The following is a 22,277-nucleotide window of genomic DNA, read 5'->3' as shown; positions in this document are numbered from 1 at the left end:
GAATTTGAGAAGTCGCGCATCGGCCCGACAGCCTCATACCCTGGTCAATCTCGAGACTGGCCACGGCCGAAGCTGAAGATCATGTATCGGCGTCGTCCGGAATTGCTCCCGGGCGTTCCCTGCGAAACCCATGCATGCCGAACCACCACTGCAAGGCAATGATGGCTCCCTTGGCGGGCTGAAGCAGCCCGACCATCAGGAGCAACGCCAACGGAAGCAGGATCGCCATCAACATCGGCACGGACATTTCCGCGCGACTGGTCACGGCGATAATGAGCGGCGCCATCAGATGCCCCGTCACGAAGATCGAGACATAGGCCGGGAAATCATCAGCTTGCTGATGCGTCCAGTCCTGGCCGCATTGCGGGCAATGAGGGATCGGTTTCAGGAACCGCATGAACAGGCGCGCCTCGCCGCACCGGGGGCATCGCCCGCGCAACCCGCGCAGGATCGCGGCCCAACCTGTGACCGGCAAGACAAGCTTGCCGGTTACCGATCCCTGTTCATGAGCGGGCATGGATTCTGGCTTTTCGTGAAACTTGTCAAAGGGGAACCGGATGAGGTCAGGCATCGAACCATCCGGGAGGGGCCGCCGCGCGGATGCTTTCGTCGACATGAGCGACAAACTGCGTGAAGTTGCGCTTGAAGCGGTCGACCAGGGAACGCGCCGTGCCGTCATAGGCGGCCCCATCAGCCCAGGTGGAACGCGGGTCGAGAATACTCGAATCCACACCCTCTACAGCAACGGGGACCACGAAGCCGAAGTTGGGATCGGTGCGGAACTGTGCGCCTTCGAGAGTCCCGGAAAGCGCAGCATTGAGCAGTGCGCGCGTCACCTTGATCGGCATCCGCGATCCCGTTCCATATTGGCCGCCGGTCCAGCCGGTGTTGACCAGCCAGCAATCGACATTCCCCGCGGCGATACGCTTGCGAAGCAGATTGCCGTAGACGCTGGGATGCCGCGGCATGAACGGCGCGCCAAAGCAGGTCGAGAACGTCGCTTCGGGTTCGGTGACACCGAGTTCGGTGCCCGCGACCTTGGCTGTGTAGCCGGACAGGAAATGATACATCGCCTGTTCGGGCGTTAGCTTCGCGATGGGCGGGAGCACGCCGAAGGCATCGGCCGTCAGCATGATGATGTTCTTCGGCACCGGCCCCATGTTCTCGGCGGAGGCATTGGGGATGAAGTGGATCGGATAGGCGCCCCTGCTGTTCTCGGCGAGCGAGGCGTCGTCGAGGTCGAGTGCGCGGGTTTCCGGATCCATGACGACATTCTCGAGGATCGTACCGAAGCGGCGGGTGGTCGCATGGATTTCAGGCTCCGCCTCGGCCGAGAGACGGATCATCTTGGCGTAGCAGCCGCCTTCGAAATTGAAGACGGCGCTGTCCGACCAGCCATGCTCGTCGTCGCCGATCAGCGTGCGCGAAACATCAGCGGACAAAGTGGTCTTGCCGGTGCCCGAGAGGCCGAAGAAGATCGCGGTGTCGCCATCGGGACCGATGTTCGCCGAACAATGCATCGGCATGACGCCCTTTTGCGGCAGCACATAGTTCAGCACCGAGAACACCGCCTTCTTCATCTCGCCGGCATAGCCGGTGCCGCCGATCAGGATCAGCCGGTGGGTGAAATCGATCGCGATGATGGTTTCCGACCGGCAGCCATGGCGTTCGGGATCGGCGCGGAAGCCGGGCAAGTCGATGATGGTGTAATCCGCCGTGAAATGCGTGAGTTCATCCGCCGTCGGCCTAACCAGCATGGTGCGCACGAAATGCGAGTGCCAGGCCAGTTCCGTGACGACCCGGACTCCGACACGGAATTCCGGCTGCGAGCCGCCGAACAGATCCTGGACGAAGACGTCGTCGAGTGCGGCAAGATGCTTGAGGAAATCCTCGCGCAGATTGGCGAAGGCTTCTTCCGACATCGGCTTGTTGGAAGCCCCCCACCAGACATCATCCCTGGTGACCTCATCACGGACGATGAATTTGTCCTGGGCCGAACGGCCGGTATGTTTTCCGGTTTCAACCACGAAGGCGCCATGCTCGGACAGGCGGCCTTCACCGCGCCGCAAGGCGATCTCGACGAGTTCGGGCGTATCGAGATTTTCGTGAAGCGTCCCACCGGATTTGACCGTGATGTCCAAAGCTGCGGGGATCTGCGTGATTTTGCTGTGTGGCCTTTCGGATCGGGTTGGAAGGAAGCAGGCGGATCGGGCGTCGCCCGAACCTGTTCCGACGGGAAGTTTCAGCCTGAGCTTCGGGCGCCGAAGACGATCGGGTTGCGACACCGGACTCGCCGCCGCCGGGGCATCCGATGGCGGCGCCTGTCGACCTGCACCTTTGCGGCGGTGCTTTTTCTCCACGATCATTTGCTCATCTCCGATCTGGAGGCTCGAAGGTCGCAGCCCTCAAGACCATCGGCTTTCTCAGACGCGGAAATACCTCACCCCGACAAAGCGCGTGTGATCGATTATCCGGTACAATGCACATATACAACTCCCTCCTAATTTGTTAAGAGTGATATTTGATGTATTAAACATCATGGAGCCAACATGATCACGTCGCAGCAAATGCGCGCCGCGCGCGCCCTCCTCGGACTTGATCAACGCCAGCTCGCCGCGCTGGCCGGCCTCTCCCTGCCGACCATCCAGCGCATGGAATCATCCGATGGCCAAGTGCGCGGTGTGGTCGACACGCTGGTCAAGGTGATCACCGCGCTGGAAGGCGCAGGCATCGAACTGCTGGGCGAGAATGCGCCCAGCACGGGCGTGGGCCGCGGTGTGCGTCTGCGCGAAACGACCGCGGGAAAGTCCGGCGGCCAGGGGCAGTCGCTTCTCTATGACAAGGCGGAGGAACCGGTCAGGTGAGCGCGAAAGCCTATACGCCCAAGCTCATCACGACCTTGCGCGAAGGGTACACCGCTCAGACCTTCCGCGCCGACGCCATAGCGGGCCTGACGGTCGCGATCGTCGCGCTGCCTCTTGCCATGGCCCTGGGCATCGCCAGCGGCGCTTCTCCCGACAAGGGGCTTGTCACGGCCGTGGTGGCGGGGTTCCTGATTTCCGCGCTCGGCGGATCGCGGGTCCAGGTCGGCGGACCCACGGGCGCCTTTGTCGTCGTCATTTTCAATGTTATCGCCCAGCACGGCTATGATGGGCTGCTGATCGCGACGCTCCTGGCAGGCATCATCCTCATTGCCGCCGGTGCGTTTCGCCTCGGGCAGATGATCAAATTCATCCCCCATCCGGTCGTCACCGGATTCACCGCGGGGATCGCCGTTATCATTGCCTCGAGTCAGGTGAAGGACTTCCTCGGGCTCTCGATGACCGAGGTCCCGGCTGAGTTCCTGCCCAAATGGCAGTCCTATCTCGCCGCTCTGCCGAGCACCAGTTGGGCAACTCTAGGCGTCGGGGTCGGAGCACTTGCGACCATCATCGTGCTGCGCAAACTCGCGCCCAGACTGCCCGGGTTCCTGATCGCGGTCGTGGTAAGTTCCCTCGCCGTCGCTCTGCTCAAGCTCCCGGTCGACACTATCGGCTCCCGCTTCCCGGACATTCCTTCCGGCCTGCCGATGCCGTCCCTGCCGGAATTCACCTTCGCCAAGATCAATGCGGTGATGCCTTCGGCATTCACCATTGCATTTCTCGCCGGCATCGAAGCCCTGCTGTCGGCCGTCGTCGCCGATGGCATGGCCGGAACGCGGCATCGCTCCAACCAGGAATTGATCGGCCAGGGCGTCGCCAATATCGGATCCGCCCTGTTCGGTGGGCTACCCGCGACGGGCGCGATTGCGCGTACCGCCACCAATATCCGCTCCGGGGCCAGAACCCCGGTTGCCGGAATCATGCATGCCGTGTTCCTTCTTCTGTTCATCCTGTTCGCCACGGACCTGATGGCATTCGTACCCATGGCCGCGCTTGCCGCGATCCTGTTCATGGTCGCCTGGGGCATGAGTGAATATGAGCGGTTCATTGCCTTGCTGCACATGCCCAACAGCGACCGGGCCGTGCTGCTACTGACATTCGGCCTGACGGTACTGGTGGATCTCACCGTCGCAATCGGCGTCGGCGTAACTCTGGCCTCGCTCCTCTTCATGGCCCGCATGAGCGAGGCTGTCGAGGTCGACAGCAGCGGCCGGCAGGACATCGATCTCGATTCCGAAGACGTTCACCAGCGCGACGCGTTGCCGGAGGGTGTCGAGGTGTTCCGGATCACCGGCCCGTTCTTCTTCGGCGTAGCAGGCGAACTGCTCGATACGCTGCGCCGCGTCGGTCAGTCGCCCAAAGTCATCATCCTGCGCATGCGGCTCGTTCCCCTGCTCGATGCAAGCGGCGTCCAGGCGCTCGAACAGTTCATCGAACAAGCGCGCGTCGCCGGCGCAACGGTCGTGTTGTCCGGCGTGCAGCCGCAACCGAAGTCGATGCTTGCGCGCGTTCACCTGGAAGCTGGTTCGGACAAGCTTTTCTATGCCGCGGACTTCGCCAGCGCCCAGTCGCTCGCGGTCAGCTTGCTCGAAGCGCCCAAAACTCAGCCGCACTGATCGGCGCACCCTGCTGCGGTTCGGGCGAACATATTGTCGAAAGGAAGGAAATTTGAACGACGTCGTGATCCTGTCGGGTGTGCGCACCGCTATCGGGGATTTTGGAGGCAGCCTTAAGGACGTCGCGCCGTGGGAGCTTGGCCGCATCGTCATTGCCGAAGCCATCAAGCGGGCCGGAATCGAACCAGGCCATGTCGAGCATGTTGTCCTTGGCCAGGTCATTCAAAGCGAACCCAGCGATGCATATGTCTCGCGAATTGCCGCTATCGCGGCGGGGATTCCCGATCGGACCCCGGCGCTCACCCTGAACCGCCTTTGCGGATCGAGTGTGCAGGCGATTATTTCCGCCGCCCAAATGATCGCATTGGCCGAGTGTGACATCGCCGTTGCTGGCGGTGTCGAGAGCATGAGCCAATCCCCACACGTTCTCAAGGGCCTGCGCTGGGGGCGCAGGATGGGCGATGAAATGATGATCGACGCGATGAACGCGACGCTGAGCGATCCGTTCGGTGCAGGTCACATGGGGGTCACTGCCGAGAACGTTGCCGAACGTCATGGCATCACCCGGGCCGAGCAGGACGCGCTGGCGGCCGAAAGCCATCGCCGGGCAGCAAGAGCACAGCAGGAAGACCGTTTTCGCGAGCAGATCGTTTCCGTCGAGGTCAAGGGCCGTAGCGGCACCTTTATGTTCGAGGCCGACGAGCATGTGCGCACCGACGTTTCCAGCGAAGGCCTCGGCGCACTCACGCCCATCTTCCGCAAGGATGGCGGGACCGTAACGGCGGGCAACGCCAGCGGCATCAACGACGCTGGCGCGGCTCTGGTGCTGGCTTCCGCCGCCGCCGCCGAGAGACACGGCCTGACACCCCGCGCCAGGGTTGTAAGCTGGGGACATGCCGGTGTTGCCCCCGAAGTGATGGGGCTCGGTCCCGTCGAAGCCGTGCCCATCGCCCTCAAGCGGGCCGGACTATCGCTTGACGACATCGACGTGATCGAGGCGAACGAGGCTTTTGCCGCGCAGGCTTGCGCGGTCGCCAAACTGCTCGATTTCCCGCCCGAGAAGGTCAATCCCAATGGCAGCGGCATTGGACTTGGGCATCCCGTCGGGGCAACCGGCGCCATCATCACCATCAAGGCGCTTTACGAGCTCGAGCGTATTGGCGGCCGCTACGGGCTTGTGACCATGTGCATTGGCGGCGGACAAGGCATTGCACTCGTGATCGAGCGATTGCCGAGCCAGGATGCGTAAGAGGCGAGCATGAGCGAACCGGATCGGACAGGCAGACGGCCCAGCTCCCTGGATATCGGCAGAGCGCAGCGCGCGCTGGTCCAACTGGCCGCCATGCTGGCGGCCCTTGCCGGCGCGATCAATGCAGCCGGCTTTCTGGCATTCGGGCACGTCTTCCTTGCCTCGCCCGAGGCCAACGCCACTGTTCTGGGCACGAGCCTTCCCGGTGGCTTTGGTATCACGAAATTTGTGGGCGGAATGATCTTCAGCTTCGTGGGGGGTGTGGTCCTCACGACCTTGATTACGCACTGGCTAGGCCGGTACCGGCGCACAATCGCGCTCGTTTGTACCGCAATCGCGTTGGCCGCCGCCTATCTGACATTCCTCTCGCATCTGGCGATCATCCCGGCCGTGCTGATCGCGATGGCCATGGGTAGTGCTCATTGCACTTTTGAGAGGGATGATCCCGACCTGCAGGAGGCTATTTCGCCCTCCACGCAGGTCGTGCGGTTCGGGGAGGCATTGGCCGGCGGACGGCATCACGCGAACTATCGCCAGCTTGGCTTGCATGCATCCTTTTGGCTGGTCTTCCTTATTGGCGGGCTCGCAGGCGCTGTTGCGTGGATCACGCTCGACGCCAGAGCCTTTGCCGTGGCTGCCCTCGTCGCCGCATTGCTGGCAATGCGCGCCTGGCTGATTGAACGCGATCTGTTCGGTGCCTGACGCACATTCCTGACCGATGGAGAACTCCATGAGCGAAGATGAATATGTCTACGATGAAGAATCCGGTGAATGGATGGCTGCATCCGAACTGAAGGAACGGCGCGCCACCGCGGACCGGATCGAAGTCCGCGATGCCGTGGGCAACCTGCTTGCCGACGGCGACCAGGTCACGTTGATCAAGGATCTGGTCGTCAAGGGCGCCGGCCAGACTCTGAGGCGGGGAACGCTGATAAAGTCGATCCGCCTCACGGATGACCCGCAGGAAATCGACTGCCGGTATGAAGGCATCAAAGGTTTGGTGCTTCGTGCGGAATTTGTCCGCAAGCGCAGCTGACCGGTTATTGCGGTTGTTCGGCGCAAAGCTTCTTGAGAAGGATCAAGGCATTTTTCTCATCTCGCTGGCAATATGAAAATTGATGGGAGGTTCGCCATGAGTACAACCGATATCCGTAACCGCTTCTCTTCCCTGTCGATCACTCTGCACTGGCTCATGGTGCTGCTGATCTCGGTCGTTTACGCTACCATTCTCCTGCGGGAGAACTATCCCAAGGGAACCGACATCCGCGAGGGGCTGAAAACCTGGCATTTCATACTCGGACTCACCGTTCTGGCGCTGGCGATCATCCGCCTGCTGGCACGCCTCAGCCAGCGCACCCCCCCGATCACGCCGGAACCGCCGTCATGGCAGACGCTTTTAGCCAATGCGACGCATCTCGCACTCTACGCGTTCATGCTGGCGATGCCCTTGGCGGGCTGGGTGATCCTGAGTGCGTCGGGCAAGCCGATTCCATTCTTCGGTCTGGAACTGCCGGCTCTTGTCGGCCAGAGCAAAGCCCTGGCGGGACAGATGAAGGATTGGCACGAGACAGTCGGGACCATCGGATATTTCCTGATCGGCTTTCACGCCCTTGCCGCTCTCTTCCATCATTACATCGTCAAGGATGATACCTTGCGCCGAATGCTGCCGGGCCGAACCTGATGGCAAAGCACTCTGGCGATCACGGCGCCGCTGAGCGGTAGGCGACAGCTGCCGCAGCGCTGTAAAATCGGGCCAGCGCAAGCGCGCGCAAGATCGTCATGGGTGCAGACCTCGCTGCGCGCCCTCCCCGCCTTTGATCGCACGCGCCAGGGCTGCCTCCTCCCACCGGATCGAAAAGGCGCCCCGAAGCTGGCCGGAAGCAAAACCCGTCGCCTGATCTGCGGGATAATGCGCGCGGATCGCCGCCATCACCTCCGGGGCGACATTCTCGCCATGGCAAGCGAGGCACATGGGCATGGTCGGTATGGCGCGCATATAGCGATATTGCCCGCCCTCATACGCCGACCAGCGCCTGGGCTTGCCGTCGACGCCAAACGGCGCGGCGGCCCAGCTCTCCATGACGCGGCGTTCGGTAGCGTCAGGACTGGCAGCGGGATTACGCGTGCGCAGCGCCGTGCGCCGGACGGTCGCTCCGCTTTCCTCGGAGATCTGCGCGGCGAGCGCGGGCGCTATGCTCGAACAGACGCTGATCGCGCCTTGCGGACCATCCGCCGCCATCGCGGCGGTCAGCGCGCTCAATAATTCCTTCTGGAAGCGGTCGGCCAGGATATCGGAGCGCGCTTGTGCCTCCTGCACCATCACCGCCGGATCCGACGGCGGCTCATTCGAGGCGCAAGCCCCGAGAGAGACCATGGACAGGAGCGGAAGGACGGCGCGTCGCATCGGATTTCTCAGGATTGTCCAGCACCGGGACCGAAGCGATCGCAGAGCATGTCGATCAACTTGCGGACGTCGCTGTCAGCAAGGCTGTAGTAGATCGTCGTCGCCTCGCGCCGGGTCTTGACCAGACCCCCTTCTCGCAATTTCCCCAGATGCTGGGACACGCTGGATTGCGATTGCCCGCACAACTCCACCATCTCCCCGACGGAGAATTCGCCCTGGGTCAGCCGGCACAGGATCAGCAGACGCTGTTCATTGGCCAGCAGCTTCAGCACGCTCGCCGCATGGGCGGCGTGCTCGGCGAGTTGTGCAAGGGGCGTCTCAAGCGGCATCATCTGGTCGCGGGTTTCCCATCATCTCGAAGCACGATGTAAATGGCCGGAATAACCAGCACGGTCAGCAGCGTCGAGGACGCAAGGCCGAACAGCAGCGAGATCGCCAAACCCTGAAAGATCGGATCGGTCAGGATCACGGCCGCGCCAATCATCGCCGCGGCGGCCGTGAGAACGATCGGCTTGAACCGGATCGTGCCGGCTTCCAGCAGCACGTCGCGCAGCGATTTGTCCGGCGTGGCCGAATGGCGGATGAAGTCGACCAGCAGGATCGAGTTGCGCACGATGATACCGGCGAGCGCGATGAACCCTATCATCGAGGTTGCCGTAAACGGTGCACGGAACAGCATGTGGCCAATGACGATCCCGACCAGCGTGAGCGGCACCGGCGTCAGGATCACGAGCGGCAGGCGGAAGCTTTTGAACTGCGCGACGACGATGATGTAGATCGCCAGCAGCGCGACCATGAAGGCGCCGCCCATGTCGCGGAACGTGACCCAGGTGATCTCCCATTCGCCATCCCAGAGCAGGGACGGCACGCTCTCATCCTCGGGCTGACCGTTGAGACGGATTTCCGGCTTCTGGAGGCCCTTGGCCGCCCAGTCATAGGCATCGACCGCGCGGTTCACTTCGATCATGCCGTAGATCGGCGCTTCATAGGCTCCGGCCAGCTCGGCCGTGACCATGTCGGCATATCGACCGTCACGGCGGAAGATCGCAGGACTCCCCGTCTCGGTGCGCGCTTCGACCACCGCGCCAAGGTCGATGAGCTGGCCGCCCGGCGTCTGTGCGACAGGCATACTCGACAAGGCTTGCGTCCAGCTGCGGTCCTTCTGTTCCAGCGCGATTGTAATCGGTAGTGGGCTGCGGCCATCGCCGCGCGGCGCGTAGCCGACAGTCTGGCTCCCCATGAGCATACCGATGCTGTCGGCGACCTGCCGCTGGGAAAGGCCGTAATAATCGAGCCGGTCGCGCTGCACGTCGAGGCGGAGCTTCGGGCGCGCCTCGCCGAAGCTGTTGTCCACGTCGACGATGAAGGGGACGGACTTGAAGATCTTTTCCAGCTCGGACGCTGTCTTCTGGCGCGTGACTTCGTCGGGGCCATAGACCTCGGCCAGCAGGGTCGCGAGGACGGGCGGTCCTGGAGGCGTCTCGACCACCTTGATAGATGCGCCATTGGGCAAGCGCAGCGCCTTCAGCCGCTGGCGCAGGTCGAGCGCAATCTGATGGCTGGACCGGCTGCGATCCCCCTTGGGCAGCAGCGTCACCATCACATCGCCCTGCTCGGGCTGCGAGCGCAGGAAATAATGGCGGACAAGGCCGTTGAAGTTGAACGGCGCCGATGTGCCGACATAGGCCTCCATCGCCGTCGCTTCGGGCAAGCCTCGCACCACGCCGGCAACATCTTCCAGCACGCGGCCCGTGTTTTCGAGCGCGGTGCCTTCGGGCATATCGACCACGACCTGAACCTCCGACTTGTTGTCGAAGGGCAGCAGCTTCACGGTAACGGCCTTGAAATAGAACATCGAGCAGGCGACCAGTGTCGCCACGCCCACCGCGATCAGGAAATTGCGGGCGGACTTCTTCGTATCGATGACGCGATGCGCGACACGGGCATAGAGCTGCCCCAGCTTGCCGCCGCTCTCGTCATGGCCGTGGCCAGAGCCGAGCGTCTTGCGGGCAAAACGGATCATCAGCCACGGCGCAATGACCACGGCGACGAAGAAGGAAAAGATCATCGCCGCCGACGCATTGACCGGGATGGGAGCCATGTAGGGGCCCATCAGGCCGGAAACGAACAGCATCGGCAGCAGCGCCGCAACCACGGTCAATGTCGCGACCACCGTGGGATTGCCGACCTCCGCCACCGCCTCGATCGCGGCCTGGGTACGGTTGCGGTCATCGTCCATCGCCCAATGGCGCGCGATATTCTCGATCATGACGATCGCGTCGTCGACGAGGATGCCGATCGAGAAGATCAGCGCGAACAGGCTGACGCGGTTGATGGTGTAGCCCATGAGGTTCGAGGCGAACATGGTCAGCAGGATCGTCGTCGGAATGACCACGGCGGTCACGCCCGCCTCGCGCCACCCGATCGCGAAGCCGATCAGCACGACGATGGAGACGGTCGCCAGCGCCAGATGGAACAGCAGCTCGTTGGCCTTCTCGTTCGCCGTCTCGCCATAGTTGCGGGTGACGGCGACCGTGACGTCATCGGGGATGAGCTTGCCTTTCAGGCTCTCGACGCGCTCGAGGATCGCATCGGACACCACCACGGCATTGGCGCCGGCGCGCTTGGCGAAGGCGATGCTGACGGCGGGGGCGCTATGCCACTTGCCGTTTTCCTCCTTCGCCCAGCGCCACGCCCGCGCCTGATCCTCGCGCGGCCCCTGCGTTACGCTGGCAACGTCGCGCAGATAGACGGGCGAGCCGGAGGCAGAGCGCACGGTCAGAAGTCCGACCTCCTGCGCCGATGACAGGGTGCGGCCCGCCGTGACGCCGACCGCCTTGCCGTCCTCGCGGATATTACCCAGCGGAAAGGACCGATTGGCCTGGCTCGCGGCCTCGATCACGCTCCCCAGCGGCACGCCATACTGGCGGAGCCTGGCCGGATCGGGCGCAATGCGGATTTCCTCGGGGCGGCCACCGACGAGGAAGCTGATCCCGACATTGTCGACCTTGGCGATCTCGGTGCGCAGCTTCGCGGCGAGTTCGTAGAGGCTGGCATCGTTCCACTGCCCTGCCGCGCCGGGCTTGGGGGCAAGGGTCAGGACGACAGCGGGAACGTCGTTAATGCCGCGCACCGTCACCTTGGGATCGGGGATGCCGACCGGCTTACGATCCCAATTGGCGCGCAGCTTCTCCTCGATGCGGATCGCTGCATCCTCCGGGTTCGACCCGACGAGGAAGCGCGCCGTCACCATTACGCCATCGTCCTGCGCCTGGGTATAGACATGCTCCACCCCGTCGACGCTCTTGACGATGGTTTCGAGCGGAATGCCCACCAGCTCGGTCGCATCGGCGGCGGACAGGCCGGGCGCCATCACCTGAATGTCCACCATCGGCACGCTGATCTGCGGTTCCTCCTCCCTTGGGATGGAAAGAAGAGCCAGCAGACCGACAGCGATCGCCGCCAGCAGAAACAGCGGCGTCAGGGGGGAAGCGATAGTGGCCCTGGTGAGGCGACCGGAAACACCGAGATTCATGGCCGCGGAGCCTTGGCCGGCTTACCGGGGGCGAACAGCACGTCGCCGGCGGCCGCACCGCTCAATATCTCGACCAGGGCGGGATCGGCCGTCGGCGCGATCTGGACCGGCACCATGCTGAGCCGCTTGCCTTCCGCGACGATCTGCACCTGATCCATGCCATAGCGCGTGGTGATGAAGGAGCGCGGCACGACCAGCGCCTTGCGCGTGCCGATCTCGACCGACGCGCTCACGCGGCGGCCGATGAATTGGGTGGAAAGCCCAGGCAAAGTCGCATCGACGCGGACCTGGCCGCCAGTGATCGCGGGATAGACCTGCGCCACACTGCCTTCGCGCTGCCCGGACGGCATATCCGCTTCATTGACGATCACGCGCGCACCGGGATGGACCTGTCCGGCAACCGACTCCGGCAGCATCAACCGCAGCACCGGCGGCCCCGCGGTAACCGTCGCGATCGACATGCCCGGCGCCACCGGTGATCCGGCGGGAATATCGGCGCGAAGCACCCGACCGCTCGCCGGGGCGATCACCGCCCCCTGCCCCGCGACGCTGACGCTTGCGCCCTGCTGCGCCCGAGCGGCAGCAACCTGCGCATCGGCCGCGCGCGCGGCCGCAACGGCCTGATCCAGGCGCGCCTTGGCATAGACGCCTTGGCCATAGAGATCGCGAATGCGGGCGAGATCGGCATTGGTCCGCGCGGCTTCGGCCTGGGCGGCGGCGGTCTGGGCGCCATAGGCGCTTGTCTCATAGCCGAGCCGCGAATCGACGATCATGCCGATCCGCTGGCCCTTTTGCACCGTGTCGCCGGCACGGACGGAAAGCGACGTGAGGATGCCGGGGATGCGGGCGAGCACTTCGGCCTGGTCGCGCGTGGCGATCTCCGCGCCGACTACCTTCATGTCCGGGATTTCGGTTGCGGCGAGCCGCAGAGTTTCCCCGGCGGGTAGCGTCGCCGCCGCCTGCTCCTGCTCCGGCTTGCTCCCGCATGCCGACAGCGCCAGCGCGGCGCCCGCCAACCAGAGCCACTTGCCCCTGCCGCTCATCATGCCGCCGATACCCCTCTTTTTTGGTTCTCTTTCAGGCTCTCAATCACCAACGACCGGGAAGCCGGCGTCTTTCCACGCACCGATCCCGCCAGCGAGGTGGGTGTCGATCGCGCTCTGCGCCGCCGCGCATTGATCGAGTGCCTGGCCCGAGCGCTTTCCGCCCGCGCATTGCAGCACGACAGTCCGGCCCTTGGGATCAGGGATGTTACGAGGTGAAAAGCCCGACAGTGGCATGTTTATTGCGCCCAGTATGTGGCCGGCGGCGAACTCGCCTGTCTCGCGCACGTCGATCAGGAGCGCCTTGCCGCCCTTCAGCATGGCGTCCAGCTCGGCGGGGCCGATCTCACGGTGGGCATCACGTTTCTTGAATCCGAACATGGCAGCTTCCTCAACTTTGTTATTTGCATATAACGTGTAATGATGATATTCGTCAATGCCATTGAGACATGGAAGGATCGCAGATGGGCAAGCCTTTGATCGTGGTGCTGGGCGCGGGTCTGGGAGGCACGATCGCCTCCTATGAGATCAAGGCTGCCGTCAAAGACCGCGCCGACGTGATGACGGTATCCGATAGCGATACCTACAACTTCATCCCGTCCAATCCCTGGGTCGCCGTGCGCTGGCGCGAGCCTGAAGCCATCCAGGTCCACCTCCCTCCCGTGTTCGCCAAAAAGAAGATCGGCTTCACCTCGGTCGGCGCGAAGCGGCTGCATGCCGGCGAAAAGCGACTCGAACTCAATGACGGCTCATCCATCAATTACGATTATCTTGTAATCGCTACCGGCCCGGAACTCGCGTTCGACGAGATCGAGGGGCTGGGTCCGCATGGCGGCCATACCCTCTCCATCTGCCAGACGCCCCACGCCTCAGCCGCCGCCGATGCGTTCGATGCCTTTGCACAAAATCCCGGCCCGATCGTCGTCGGCGCGGTGCAGGGCGCGTCCTGCTACGGCCCGGCCTACGAATTCGCGATGATCCTCGACACCGAACTGCGCAAGCGCAAGATCCGCGACAAGGTGCCGATGATCTATGTGACGCCCGAACCCTATATCGGCCACCTTGGGCTCGACGGCGTCGGCGATACCAAGTCGCTGCTCGAGAGCGAGCTGCGTGATCGCCACATCAAATGGATCACCAACGCCCGCGTCACCAAGGTCGAGCCCGGCGTCATGCACGTCGAGGAAGTCGGCGAGGACGGCGCGGTGAAGAAGACGCACGACCTGCCCTTCGGCTTCTCGATGATGCTCCCTGCGTTCCGGGGCGTCCCCGCGGTCAGCAATATCGAAGGGCTGGCCAATCCGCGCGGCTTCATCATCGTCGACAAGCACCAGCGCAATCCGGCCTTCCCCGAGATATTCGCGCTCGGTGTCTGTGTCGCCATCCCGCCGACCGGCCCGACGCCGGTTCCGGTGGGCGTGCCCAAGACCGGTTTCATGATCGAATCCATGGTCACGGCGATCGCCGCCAATCTCTCGCTGGTTCTCGACGGCCAGGAGCCGACGGCGGAAGCGACGTGGAACGCGGTGTGTCTCGCCGATTTTGGCGACGGAGGCGTCGCCTTCGTCGCCCAGCCGCAGATCCCGCCGCGCAACGTCAACTGGTCGTCCAGCGGCAAATGGGTCCATCTGGCCAAGGTCGGCTTTGAGAAATATTTCCTGCGCAAGGTCCGCAAGGGCGAGAGCGAGCCCTTCTACGAAAAGCTCGCCATGCACGCGATGGGCATCCGCAAGCTGCGTTTCTGATGCCCCGGCTTCTGGTTTCCCAAGCGAAGGAGTGAGACTGATGACTCTCGATCGTGCCGTGATGGCGTTCGCCGGTTGTGTCGTACTGCTCGGCGTCGTCCTGTCGCTGACCGTGCATCCCTGGTGGATCGCGCTCACCGCCTTTGCCGGCCTCAATATGCTTCAGGCAAGCTTCACTGGTTTCTGCCCGGCTGCGATGGTGTTCAAGGCGTTCGGCGTCCGTCCGGGAACCGCCTTCAAATGACGCTCAGGCGGACGATCCCCCTCCCCCTGCTCGCCGGCCTGCTGGCGAGTGTCGCCATGCCCGCGCAGGCAACGACGCTTGAAGAAGCCATTGCGGCCGCCGTGAACCACGCGCCGGAAATCGAGGCGGCGGGGGCCGATGCCGATGCGGCCGACGCCCGGATCAGGGAAGCACGCGGCCAGGGTCTGCCAACCGCGACGCTGAGCGGGACGATCGGCTATGGACGACTCGATCCGCAGGGTTTCTTCGGGCTTCCGGCGGCCAACGTCACGCCGCGCGCGGCGCAGCTCACTATCGAACAGCCCCTCTTTATGGGCGGCAGGGTCAGCGCCGGGATCGCACAGGCGAAAGCGGGCAGCGAAGCAGCACGCGCCGGTGAAACGATGACCCGCAGCCAGATCGTTGTCGCGACGGTCCAAGCCTATGGCGACGTGCTGACCACGCACCGAATGATAGCGCTCTATGAACAGATGGTCGGCCAGATGGAGGAGATCCAGCGCCAGGCCCGGCTCCGCTTCAAGGCAGGCGAAAGCCCCAGCACCGATGTTGCGCAGGCGGCGGCGCGCCTTGCCGAAGCACAGGCAGCCCTTGAAGGCGCGCGCGGCTTTGCCATCTCGGCCGATGCGCGATTCACCAACCTCACTGGCCTTGCCCCGCAGGATCTCCAGCCCATTCCGGCAAGTCCGGTCCTGCCTGCCTCGCTCGATGAAGCGCTCGACAGCGCCCGCGGGAACAACCCGGCGCTGGCGCAAGCCGAAGCGGCATTGGATGCCGCCCAGGCCGGCGCGCGGGGCGCGCGGGCCGAACGCCTGCCCACGATCGGCGCCTTCGCCGAAGGTTCGACGGTGCGTGACCAGTTCTTTCCCGATTATCGCTCCGATGCCGCCACGGTCGGCGTGCGGGCGCGCTGGCAGATATTCGCGGGCGGGCGAGTCTCAGCCAAGATTACCGAATCCGATAGTGCGGTCAGGGCCGCCGATGCGCGTATGCGCGCCGCACGCGCCGCCGTCGATGAACAGACGATCAGCGCCTTTTCCGGGGTGCGCTCGGCCGCCCTGGTCGAAGCGGCTGCTTCCCAGCAAGCCCTTGCCGCCGGACAGGCGCGCGACAGCGTGCGCCACGAGGTTCGCGTGGGGATGAAGCCCCAGCTCGATCTGCTCGATGCCGAACGCGAGGCAACCGCCGCAGCGGTCAGCGAAGCTCGCGCGCGAAGCGATCGCATCGTCGCGGCTTACCGACTGCTTGCCCTTCTCGGACGCTGAACTTTACAGGAGACGATATGCACAAGGACTGGCCGAAAATGGCGACCGAGCTGAATGGCGCCATCAAGGAAGTGCGGCTCGGCACGCCCGACGTGATGCAGGCCTTTTCCGCCATGGCGACTGCGGCCACCAAGGCCGGGGCGCTCGATGCCAAGACCAAGGAACTGATCGCTCTTGCCATCTCGGTCGCCATCCGCTGCGACGGCTGCGTTGCCTTCCATTCGAAGGCCGCCGTCAAGCATGGCGCCACGCGCGATGAAGTGATGGAGACGATGGGCATGGCGCTCTACATGGGCGCTGGCCCCAGCCTCATGTATGCCGCGCAGGCGGTCGAGGCCTTCGATCAGTTCTCCGATCAAGCGAAACAATAATACGCCGTGAAATCGAAACAGCCGAACACTTGACCGGCAGTGCGCCGAACCGGTCGCGAATTTCGCGACCGGGAACCACGATCATGAACTGGTCGGTGGAGTACGCTCAAGTTCAACGCAAGGTTCAGGAGGCTGCACGGACCTGCGAATAGAGCCGCCGGATGTCTTCGGGTCGCGCAAGATCGTGCCCCGGATTCATCACGGCCGCCGCGCCTGCCGCGATGCCGAAGCGGAACGCTTCTTCGATCTCCCAGCCTGAGGAGATAGCAAAGACCATCGCCGAAAGGAAACTGTCGCCCGCGCCGACCGCGCTTCTGACCTCGATGTCCACTGCGGGAAGCAGGAGTTGGCGCTCGGCCGAGGCAAGGAGAGCGCCCTCGTGCCCCATCGTCACCGCCACATATTGCGCATGACCGCCCCCGACGATCTGCATGGCCGCCCGTCCCACCGACTCCGTGTCGGGAAGATCCCGACCGGTGAACTGGCGCAACTCGCCAATGCTGGGCTTGACGAGGAAGACGCCGCCTTGCTCAAGGCCTCCGCGCAGGCCAGCGCCTGAACTGTCGAGCACGACCGGTATATTGCGTTCCGTCATCATCGCGACGACCTGGCCATAGAAATCATCCGGAATGCCGGGTGAGAGCGAACCGCTCGCGACCAGATAGTCACATTGTGCCGTCTGGAGCTGATTGAGGCACTGCCGCCATTCTGCAGGTTCGACCATCGGTCCGGACGGAACGAGGCGATATTCCTTCCCGCTTTCGCGCTCGAGCACTGCGGTGGCCACCCTGGTATGCCCCTTGATCGGGATACGGTTGCGCACCAGCTGGTGCAGGTCGAGCAGACCATCGAGCGCGTGGCCGGTTGCACCGCCCGAAAGATAGTAGCTCCGCGCGTTCCCGCCGAGCCGGACATAGACACGGGCCACGTTGATTCCCCCGCCACCCGGCGAATAGAATTCTGTCTTCGTCCGCATTTTACGGGTGTGGTAGACATGATCGACTTCATAGGCGACGTCGATCGTCGGGTTCAGGGTGAGGGTCGCGATGTTCATCATGGCCGCCATTGAGGGACCCGGATGGGCTCGGGTCTATCCGGGATTTCCCTAATCGTTACGCTATCGCGGGTCCACGAATGCGAAGGCTCCGATCGAAAGGGTGCGAAGTTCTACCGGGATCGAAAGACCCGCGTTAGCAACCTGACAGCAGCAGCCACCGCCTGCGACCCAAAATCACTGGATAATAGACGAAAGGCGGGAAAATCGCGGCGTTGTCAAAAGATGCCCTCGCGCTTTCCTTATCGGTTAAATCCGATCATTGATCAAATAGGCAAGATATAGCAAGTAGGCACTCACAAACATTCCACCCTCGAACCGCGAAATTTGGCGTCCGCTGATGAATACGGGAATGCAGGCCAGCGCGACCCCCAACATGACCGGGATGTCGACCCGGATCAGTTGCGCGCTGACCTCGATCCCGTTCGACGGAAACAGGCAGGCCGCGCCGAGAATCACCAGAATATTGTAAACGCTGCTGCCGATCAGATTGCCGATCGCGATGTCGCGCTCGCCACGAATCGTCGAAATGATCGTCGTAACGAGTTCAGGAGCGGAAGTACCGATCGCAACGATCGTCAGTCCGATAAAGGCGTCCGATACGTTCCACAACCGGGCAAGCGCGACCGCACCATCCACCAGCCAGTTGGCGCCCACGACGATCACGACGAGGCCGATGGCCAGCATCGCCATTGCGGAGAAACCGTGGCGGCGGGAAAAGCGCGGCGCCGCGAATTCCCGCGCGAACTCCAGCTTCACCGTGATGCTTTCCCGCCGGGCGACGCGAATGACGGTCAGCGTGAAGGCCATTCCCATCGTGATCAAAAACAGCCCCTCAAGGCGCGAGAGCACACCGTCCCAGGCAAAGACGAGTAGCGCGGCCGACGCGATGACGATGACAGGCAGTTCCAGACGCAGCGTCTGCATCCGAATGGCAAGTGGTTGCAGCATCGCGCTGAGGCCGAGGATAAGGAGGATGTTGACGGTGTTGGTGCCGGCGATGTTGCCAACCGCGAGCGAGCCGTTTCCCTGGAGCGCCGCCTCGATCCCGACGGCGAGTTCGGGCGTGCTCGTTCCCAGCGCCACGATCGTGAGGCCGATGAGCAGCGGCGAAACGCCCAGCCGCGCGGCCAGCGCCGAGCCTCCCCTCACCAGCCACTCCGCACCAGCGATCAGGGCGGCGAGCCCCATGAGGCTGGAAACGATCGCCAGCGTCATCCGGCCGGGTTCACCTTGCGCCTGGCGGGATCGGGTACGAGGAGGACATCGCCCGGGACCGCATCAAGGATCTTGCGCGCCGTACTGCCGATCATAGCCTCATAGACGAGGCCACCGCCATGGGTTCCAACGACCGTCAGGTGACGTGCGGCATTTTCCGCACGGTCGCGAAGCAGCGCTTCGGGAACCCCGTGCTCGATCATGCGCGTGACGTTCCGGGCCGCCACATCAGACAGTCCCGCTTCGGCAAGGAACTTGTCGGCCGCAGCCTCGCCATAACCCTCGAATTGCCGTTCGATTTCCGATCGGCCGAGATAGCCCGCGAAGGGCACATCGTAGGCGTGGAAAAGGGAGATAGCCGCATCGGGAAAAAAGCGGACGGCGGTCTCCAGAGCGATCCGGGCGGGCGCGGAGAAATCTGTCGCGACCACCATGGCGCGGTAAGGCTCGAAAGCGCGGTCGCGTACGATCAGGATCGGAACGGGCGCCTTGCGGATCAGCCGGTCCACGGTATCGCCGAGCAGCATCCGGGCCAGCGGCCCATCGCGAGCCACGCCGGTGACGATCAGGCCCGCCTCGCCCTTTCCGGCGATATCGAGGACGACCGGTGCCGGCGAGCCGGTTTCGACGTGGACCGAAATGTCGATTGGCGGCGCCTCGCGAACAAGGTCGTGGTAGATGCGATGGCGCGCCGCCCGCACCGGGTCTTCGAGAGGCCGACGCCAGGACGGCAGATCGCCGAGTCGGACGGACAGCATCCCGTCTTCCGGCGGGTTCAGCGCGTGGATGACCATAAGCTCCGCCCGCCATGCCTGGGCTACCAGCAGGGCGCGATCGAAGGCGCGGTCGCAACGATGGCTGAGGTCGGTCGCGAGCGCGATGCATTTAGGGAAACCGTCACGCGTCATGGCATGTCCTCCTGATTATTAAGTTCGCTAAACCAGCCCAGTCGCCGCATCACATGCTTCTCCACCTCCAGCGACAGCATGAGAAGCATGCCGCACGCCACCAGCAACACCCAGTCCGCGAAGCCCAGCGGCTGCGAGTGGAAAATCGCGTTCATGAACGGCGCATAGGTGAAGAGCGCCTGGCCGATGACGAGAACGCCGATCGCGATCAACACGGCGGGAGTACCGATCGCGCCGCGCCATGTCAGGGACGTCATGTGGAGATAGCGGACGTTGAAGAGGTAGAAGATCTCCGCGATGATGAACATGTTGACGACCATGGTGCGCGCCATCTCCAGGCTCCGGCCTTGCGCCAGAACATGGAAAAAGATTCCGAGAGTGACGGCCGCGAACAGCACAGAGACGAGAAGGACACGCCAAAGCAGGAACGGCGAAAGCAACGGCGCGCCGCGCTCCCGTGGCCGGCGCAACATCGCACCGGGTTCCGTGGGCTCGAACGCCAGCACGAGGCCGAGCGTGGCGGCGAGGACGAGGTTCACCCAGAGGATCTGCGTCGCCGTCATCGGCAGCGCGAAGCCCAGCAGGATCGCCAATACGACCGCCAGTGTTTCACCGCCGTTCGTAGGGATTTCCCAGGAAATGACCTTGCGAATGTTGTCGTAGACCGTTCGGCCTTCGCGAACGGCGCTGACGATCGAGGCAAAATTATCGTCGAGCAGCACCATGGAAGCCGCTTCTTTCGACGCTTCGGTGCCCTTGATGCCCATGGCGACCCCGACGTCGGCCTGCTTGAGGGACGGCGCGTCGTTCACGCCGTCCCCCGTCATCGCGACGATCTTTCCCTGAGCCTGCAGCGCACGGACGATCCGCAATTTATGTTCCGGGCTGGTCCGGGCAAAGACCGAGACATCCGCGACCGCTTGCTCCAGTTCGGTGTCCGGAAGCTTTTCCAGTTCCAGCCCGGTCAGCACGCGCGGGTCGTCGGCAAGGTCGAGTTGCCGGGCGATCGCCAGCGCCGTCGCCGCATGATCGCCAGTGATCATCTTGACGCCGATTCCGGCGGACCGGCATTCGGCGATGGCGTCCTTGACCTCCGCACGAGGCGGATCGATGAAGCCGACAAGGCCCAGGAGGCACACGCCAGTCGAGAGATCTTCGAACGAGATCCGTTCGCTGCCGGCAGGCATTTCCTTCGCGCCGAAGGCGAGAACGCGCTCGCCATCGCTTCCGGCGGTAGCGATGGAACTCTCCCAATAGGAACAATTGTCGGGCGCGGTCATCGCCAAGAGCGCTTCGGGCGCGCCCTTCACGAACAGCAAGCGCGTGCCGTTGGAACCCCGGCAGAGCGTCGCCATGAACCGATGCGCGGCGTCGAAGGGAATCTCGTCGAGCCGCTCCCATTCCGCCCGCTCCTGCTCCGGATCGATGGCCGCCTTCATTGCCAGGGCGAAGAGGGCCCCCTCCATCGGATCGCCCTCGACACGCCATTCCGCACCGACCTTGCGCAGCGCGGCATCGTTGCACAGCAGCCCGCAGCGGATCAGTGGCATCGCATCGGCCATAGCCTCTGCCTGGTCCCCGGACCCGACGATCCGGATTTGACCATCGGGAACATAGCCGGATCCGCTCGCGATCATCGTATGCCGCTCGGTGATGACGCGGCGGGCCGTCATTTCGTTGCGTGTGAGCGTGCCGGTCTTGTCGGTGCATATCACCGAGGTCGCGCCGAGCGTTTCGACGGCCGGGAGCTTTCGGATGACGGCGTTGCGCCCCGCCATCCGCCGCACGCCGATCGCGAGAGTAATCGTGATGACCGCCGGCAGCCCTTCCGGCACGATCCCCACGGCGAGCGCGACCACGGCGATCAGCGCGTCGATCCAATCGTAATTCCGCGCCAGAACGGCAAAGGCGAACAGCGCAAGCCCCCCCGCGAGTACGAACCAGGTGAAGCGCCGGGCAAAACCGTCGATCTGCTTCAGCAGCGGGGTTGCCAGTTGTTCGACCGACTGGATAAGCGAACTGATCCGTCCGATCTGCGTGCGAGATCCGGTGGCAACAGCGAGCCCGCTTGCGTGCCCAGCCGCAACCATCGTGCCCGAAAAGGCCATATTACGCCGATCCGCCAAATCGGTCTGCTCGGGCAGCACCGCTTCCTGCTTTTCGGCAGCCACCGATTCGCCCGTCAGCAGCGCCTCGTCGATAAGCATTCGCCGCGCATGGAGAAGCCTGAGATCGGCGGGAACGCGATCACCGGCCTCGATCATCACGAGATCGCCGGGCACGATCTCGCGGACGGGAATCGTTTGCCTCACGCCGTCACGCACCACGCTGGCCTTGGGCGCGATCATCTGCTGGATGGCCTCAAGCGCCTGTTCAGCCTTTCCTTCCTGGATATGCCCGATCACCGCATTCACGATCACGACGGCGACGATGACCACCGCGTCGATCATGTGATCGAGCAGCGCTGCGGCCAATGCCCCGGCAAGAAGCACATAGATCAACGTGTTATGGAATTGCGCGAGGAACCTAAGGAACACATTGCGACGCGCCGACCGGGGTAGCGCGTTCGGCCCAAAGCGGGCCGATTGCCGATCCACCTCCGGAGAAGAGAGACCCGCACAACCGACGTCGAGTGCCGTGGCAACTTCGCTGGTTGACAGCATATGCCAGCGCACTTCGGAAGTTTCCATGGGTCCTGACATCAAAT

21 protein-coding genes are annotated in these 22,277 nt (G+C 63.6%); 10 read left to right on the top strand and 11 right to left on the bottom strand.

The genetic code is table 11. The features are described 5' to 3' along the window. Positions 1–79: 79 nt before the first annotated feature. Both SCLO_RS02385 and SCLO_RS02380 read right to left on the bottom strand, forming a co-directional pair. The gene (locus SCLO_RS02385; protein ID WP_051743820.1) at positions 80–517 is read right to left on the bottom strand and encodes a DUF983 domain-containing protein; all 438 of its coding nucleotides are present in this window, start codon (positions 515–517) and stop codon (positions 80–82) included. A 46-nt stretch (positions 518–563) separates the two neighbouring features. Beyond that, positions 564–2,141 (bottom strand): phosphoenolpyruvate carboxykinase, encoded by a 1,578-nt coding sequence (locus SCLO_RS02380; protein ID WP_030091390.1) that lies wholly within the window; start codon positions 2,139–2,141, stop codon positions 564–566. Positions 2,142–2,549: 408 nt separating this feature from the next. Between SCLO_RS02380 and SCLO_RS02375 the strand changes: the two genes are divergently transcribed. The 6 genes from SCLO_RS02375 (at position 2,550) to SCLO_RS02350 (ending at position 7,467) form a co-directional block, all read left to right on the top strand. Then, on the top strand, positions 2,550–2,864 hold the full coding sequence (locus SCLO_RS02375) for a helix-turn-helix domain-containing protein (protein WP_030091389.1): 315 nt from the start codon (positions 2,550–2,552) through the stop codon (positions 2,862–2,864). Continuing rightward, positions 2,861–4,537, top strand: coding sequence for a SulP family inorganic anion transporter (locus tag SCLO_RS02370; protein WP_037446394.1), 1,677 nt, complete (start codon positions 2,861–2,863; stop codon positions 4,535–4,537). Before SCLO_RS02375 ends, SCLO_RS02370 begins: the two co-directional genes overlap by 4 nt. A gap of 52 nt (positions 4,538–4,589) precedes the next feature. Continuing rightward, entirely contained in the window at positions 4,590–5,786 is a 1,197-nt protein-coding gene (gene bktB, locus SCLO_RS02365; RefSeq protein ID WP_030090341.1) for a beta-ketothiolase BktB, read from the top strand. A 9-nt stretch (positions 5,787–5,795) separates the two neighbouring features. Then, positions 5,796–6,488 (top strand): DUF1275 family protein, encoded by a 693-nt coding sequence (locus SCLO_RS02360; RefSeq protein WP_030090340.1) that lies wholly within the window; start codon positions 5,796–5,798, stop codon positions 6,486–6,488. Positions 6,489–6,516: 28 nt separating this feature from the next. Then, complete coding sequence (locus tag SCLO_RS02355) at positions 6,517–6,822, top strand: alkylphosphonate utilization protein (protein ID WP_030090339.1); 306 nt, start codon at positions 6,517–6,519, stop codon at positions 6,820–6,822. A 72-nt stretch (positions 6,823–6,894) separates the two neighbouring features. Beyond that, positions 6,895–7,467 (top strand): cytochrome b, encoded by a 573-nt coding sequence (locus tag SCLO_RS02350; RefSeq protein ID WP_231923323.1) that lies wholly within the window; start codon positions 6,895–6,897, stop codon positions 7,465–7,467. Between the two features lie 96 nt (positions 7,468–7,563). On the opposite strand, the gene SCLO_RS02345 is transcribed toward SCLO_RS02350, so the two are convergent. Genes SCLO_RS02345 through SCLO_RS02325 form a run of 5 tightly spaced genes read right to left on the bottom strand, consistent with a single transcriptional unit; the run spans position 7,564 to position 13,149 of the window. Next, the gene (locus SCLO_RS02345; RefSeq protein ID WP_030090337.1) at positions 7,564–8,190 is read right to left on the bottom strand and encodes a Tll0287-like domain-containing protein; all 627 of its coding nucleotides are present in this window, start codon (positions 8,188–8,190) and stop codon (positions 7,564–7,566) included. 8 nt (positions 8,191–8,198) lie between these two features. Continuing rightward, the gene (locus SCLO_RS02340; RefSeq protein WP_030090336.1) at positions 8,199–8,522 is read right to left on the bottom strand and encodes an ArsR/SmtB family transcription factor; all 324 of its coding nucleotides are present in this window, start codon (positions 8,520–8,522) and stop codon (positions 8,199–8,201) included. Beyond that, positions 8,519–11,725, bottom strand: a complete 3,207-nt coding sequence (locus SCLO_RS02335) for an efflux RND transporter permease subunit (RefSeq protein ID WP_030090335.1) — start codon at positions 11,723–11,725, stop codon at positions 8,519–8,521. The genes SCLO_RS02340 and SCLO_RS02335 overlap by 4 nt, the downstream gene beginning before the upstream one ends. Further along, positions 11,722–12,771 (bottom strand): efflux RND transporter periplasmic adaptor subunit, encoded by a 1,050-nt coding sequence (locus SCLO_RS02330; RefSeq protein ID WP_030090334.1) that lies wholly within the window; start codon positions 12,769–12,771, stop codon positions 11,722–11,724. The genes SCLO_RS02335 and SCLO_RS02330 overlap by 4 nt, the downstream gene beginning before the upstream one ends. 39 nt (positions 12,772–12,810) lie before the next feature. Then, positions 12,811–13,149, bottom strand: a complete 339-nt coding sequence (locus tag SCLO_RS02325; protein ID WP_021246226.1) for a rhodanese-like domain-containing protein — start codon at positions 13,147–13,149, stop codon at positions 12,811–12,813. 83 nt (positions 13,150–13,232) lie between these two features. Between SCLO_RS02325 and SCLO_RS02320 the strand changes: the two genes are divergently transcribed. Genes SCLO_RS02320 through SCLO_RS02305 form a run of 4 tightly spaced genes read left to right on the top strand, consistent with a single transcriptional unit; the run spans position 13,233 to position 16,390 of the window. Further along, positions 13,233–14,513 (top strand): NAD(P)/FAD-dependent oxidoreductase, encoded by a 1,281-nt coding sequence (locus tag SCLO_RS02320; protein WP_030090333.1) that lies wholly within the window; start codon positions 13,233–13,235, stop codon positions 14,511–14,513. Between the two features lie 40 nt (positions 14,514–14,553). Further along, the gene (locus SCLO_RS02315; protein ID WP_021246224.1) at positions 14,554–14,757 is read left to right on the top strand and encodes a YgaP family membrane protein; all 204 of its coding nucleotides are present in this window, start codon (positions 14,554–14,556) and stop codon (positions 14,755–14,757) included. Beyond that, the gene (locus tag SCLO_RS02310; protein WP_030090332.1) at positions 14,754–16,019 is read left to right on the top strand and encodes a TolC family outer membrane protein; all 1,266 of its coding nucleotides are present in this window, start codon (positions 14,754–14,756) and stop codon (positions 16,017–16,019) included. The genes SCLO_RS02315 and SCLO_RS02310 overlap by 4 nt, the downstream gene beginning before the upstream one ends. Positions 16,020–16,057: 38 nt before the next feature. Further along, positions 16,058–16,390, top strand: coding sequence for a carboxymuconolactone decarboxylase family protein (locus SCLO_RS02305; protein ID WP_231746297.1), 333 nt, complete (start codon positions 16,058–16,060; stop codon positions 16,388–16,390). A gap of 124 nt (positions 16,391–16,514) precedes the next feature. Here the strand turns inward: SCLO_RS02305 and SCLO_RS02300 are convergent, their stop codons facing one another. The 4 genes from SCLO_RS02300 to SCLO_RS02285 form a co-directional block, all read right to left on the bottom strand. Beyond that, positions 16,515–17,447 (bottom strand): 1-phosphofructokinase family hexose kinase, encoded by a 933-nt coding sequence (locus tag SCLO_RS02300; protein ID WP_030090330.1) that lies wholly within the window; start codon positions 17,445–17,447, stop codon positions 16,515–16,517. Positions 17,448–17,693: 246 nt separating this feature from the next. Further along, positions 17,694–18,662, bottom strand: a complete 969-nt coding sequence (locus SCLO_RS02295; protein ID WP_030090329.1) for a calcium/sodium antiporter — start codon at positions 18,660–18,662, stop codon at positions 17,694–17,696. After that, a complete protein-coding gene (locus SCLO_RS02290; protein WP_021246219.1) occupies positions 18,659–19,570 on the bottom strand; it encodes a universal stress protein in 912 nt (303 codons plus the stop codon). Before SCLO_RS02290 ends, SCLO_RS02295 begins: the two co-directional genes overlap by 4 nt. After that, on the bottom strand, positions 19,567–22,260 hold the full coding sequence (locus SCLO_RS02285) for an HAD-IC family P-type ATPase (RefSeq protein ID WP_162849038.1): 2,694 nt from the start codon (positions 22,258–22,260) through the stop codon (positions 19,567–19,569). Before SCLO_RS02285 ends, SCLO_RS02290 begins: the two co-directional genes overlap by 4 nt. Positions 22,261–22,277: the final 17 nt, after the last annotated feature.

It is taken from the genome of Sphingobium cloacae (assembly GCF_002355855.1).
Taxonomy (GTDB): Bacteria; Pseudomonadota; Alphaproteobacteria; order Sphingomonadales; family Sphingomonadaceae; genus Sphingobium; species Sphingobium cloacae.
Note: the sequence above shows the minus strand (reverse complement) of the source record. Positions and strands in the feature narration are given on the sequence as shown.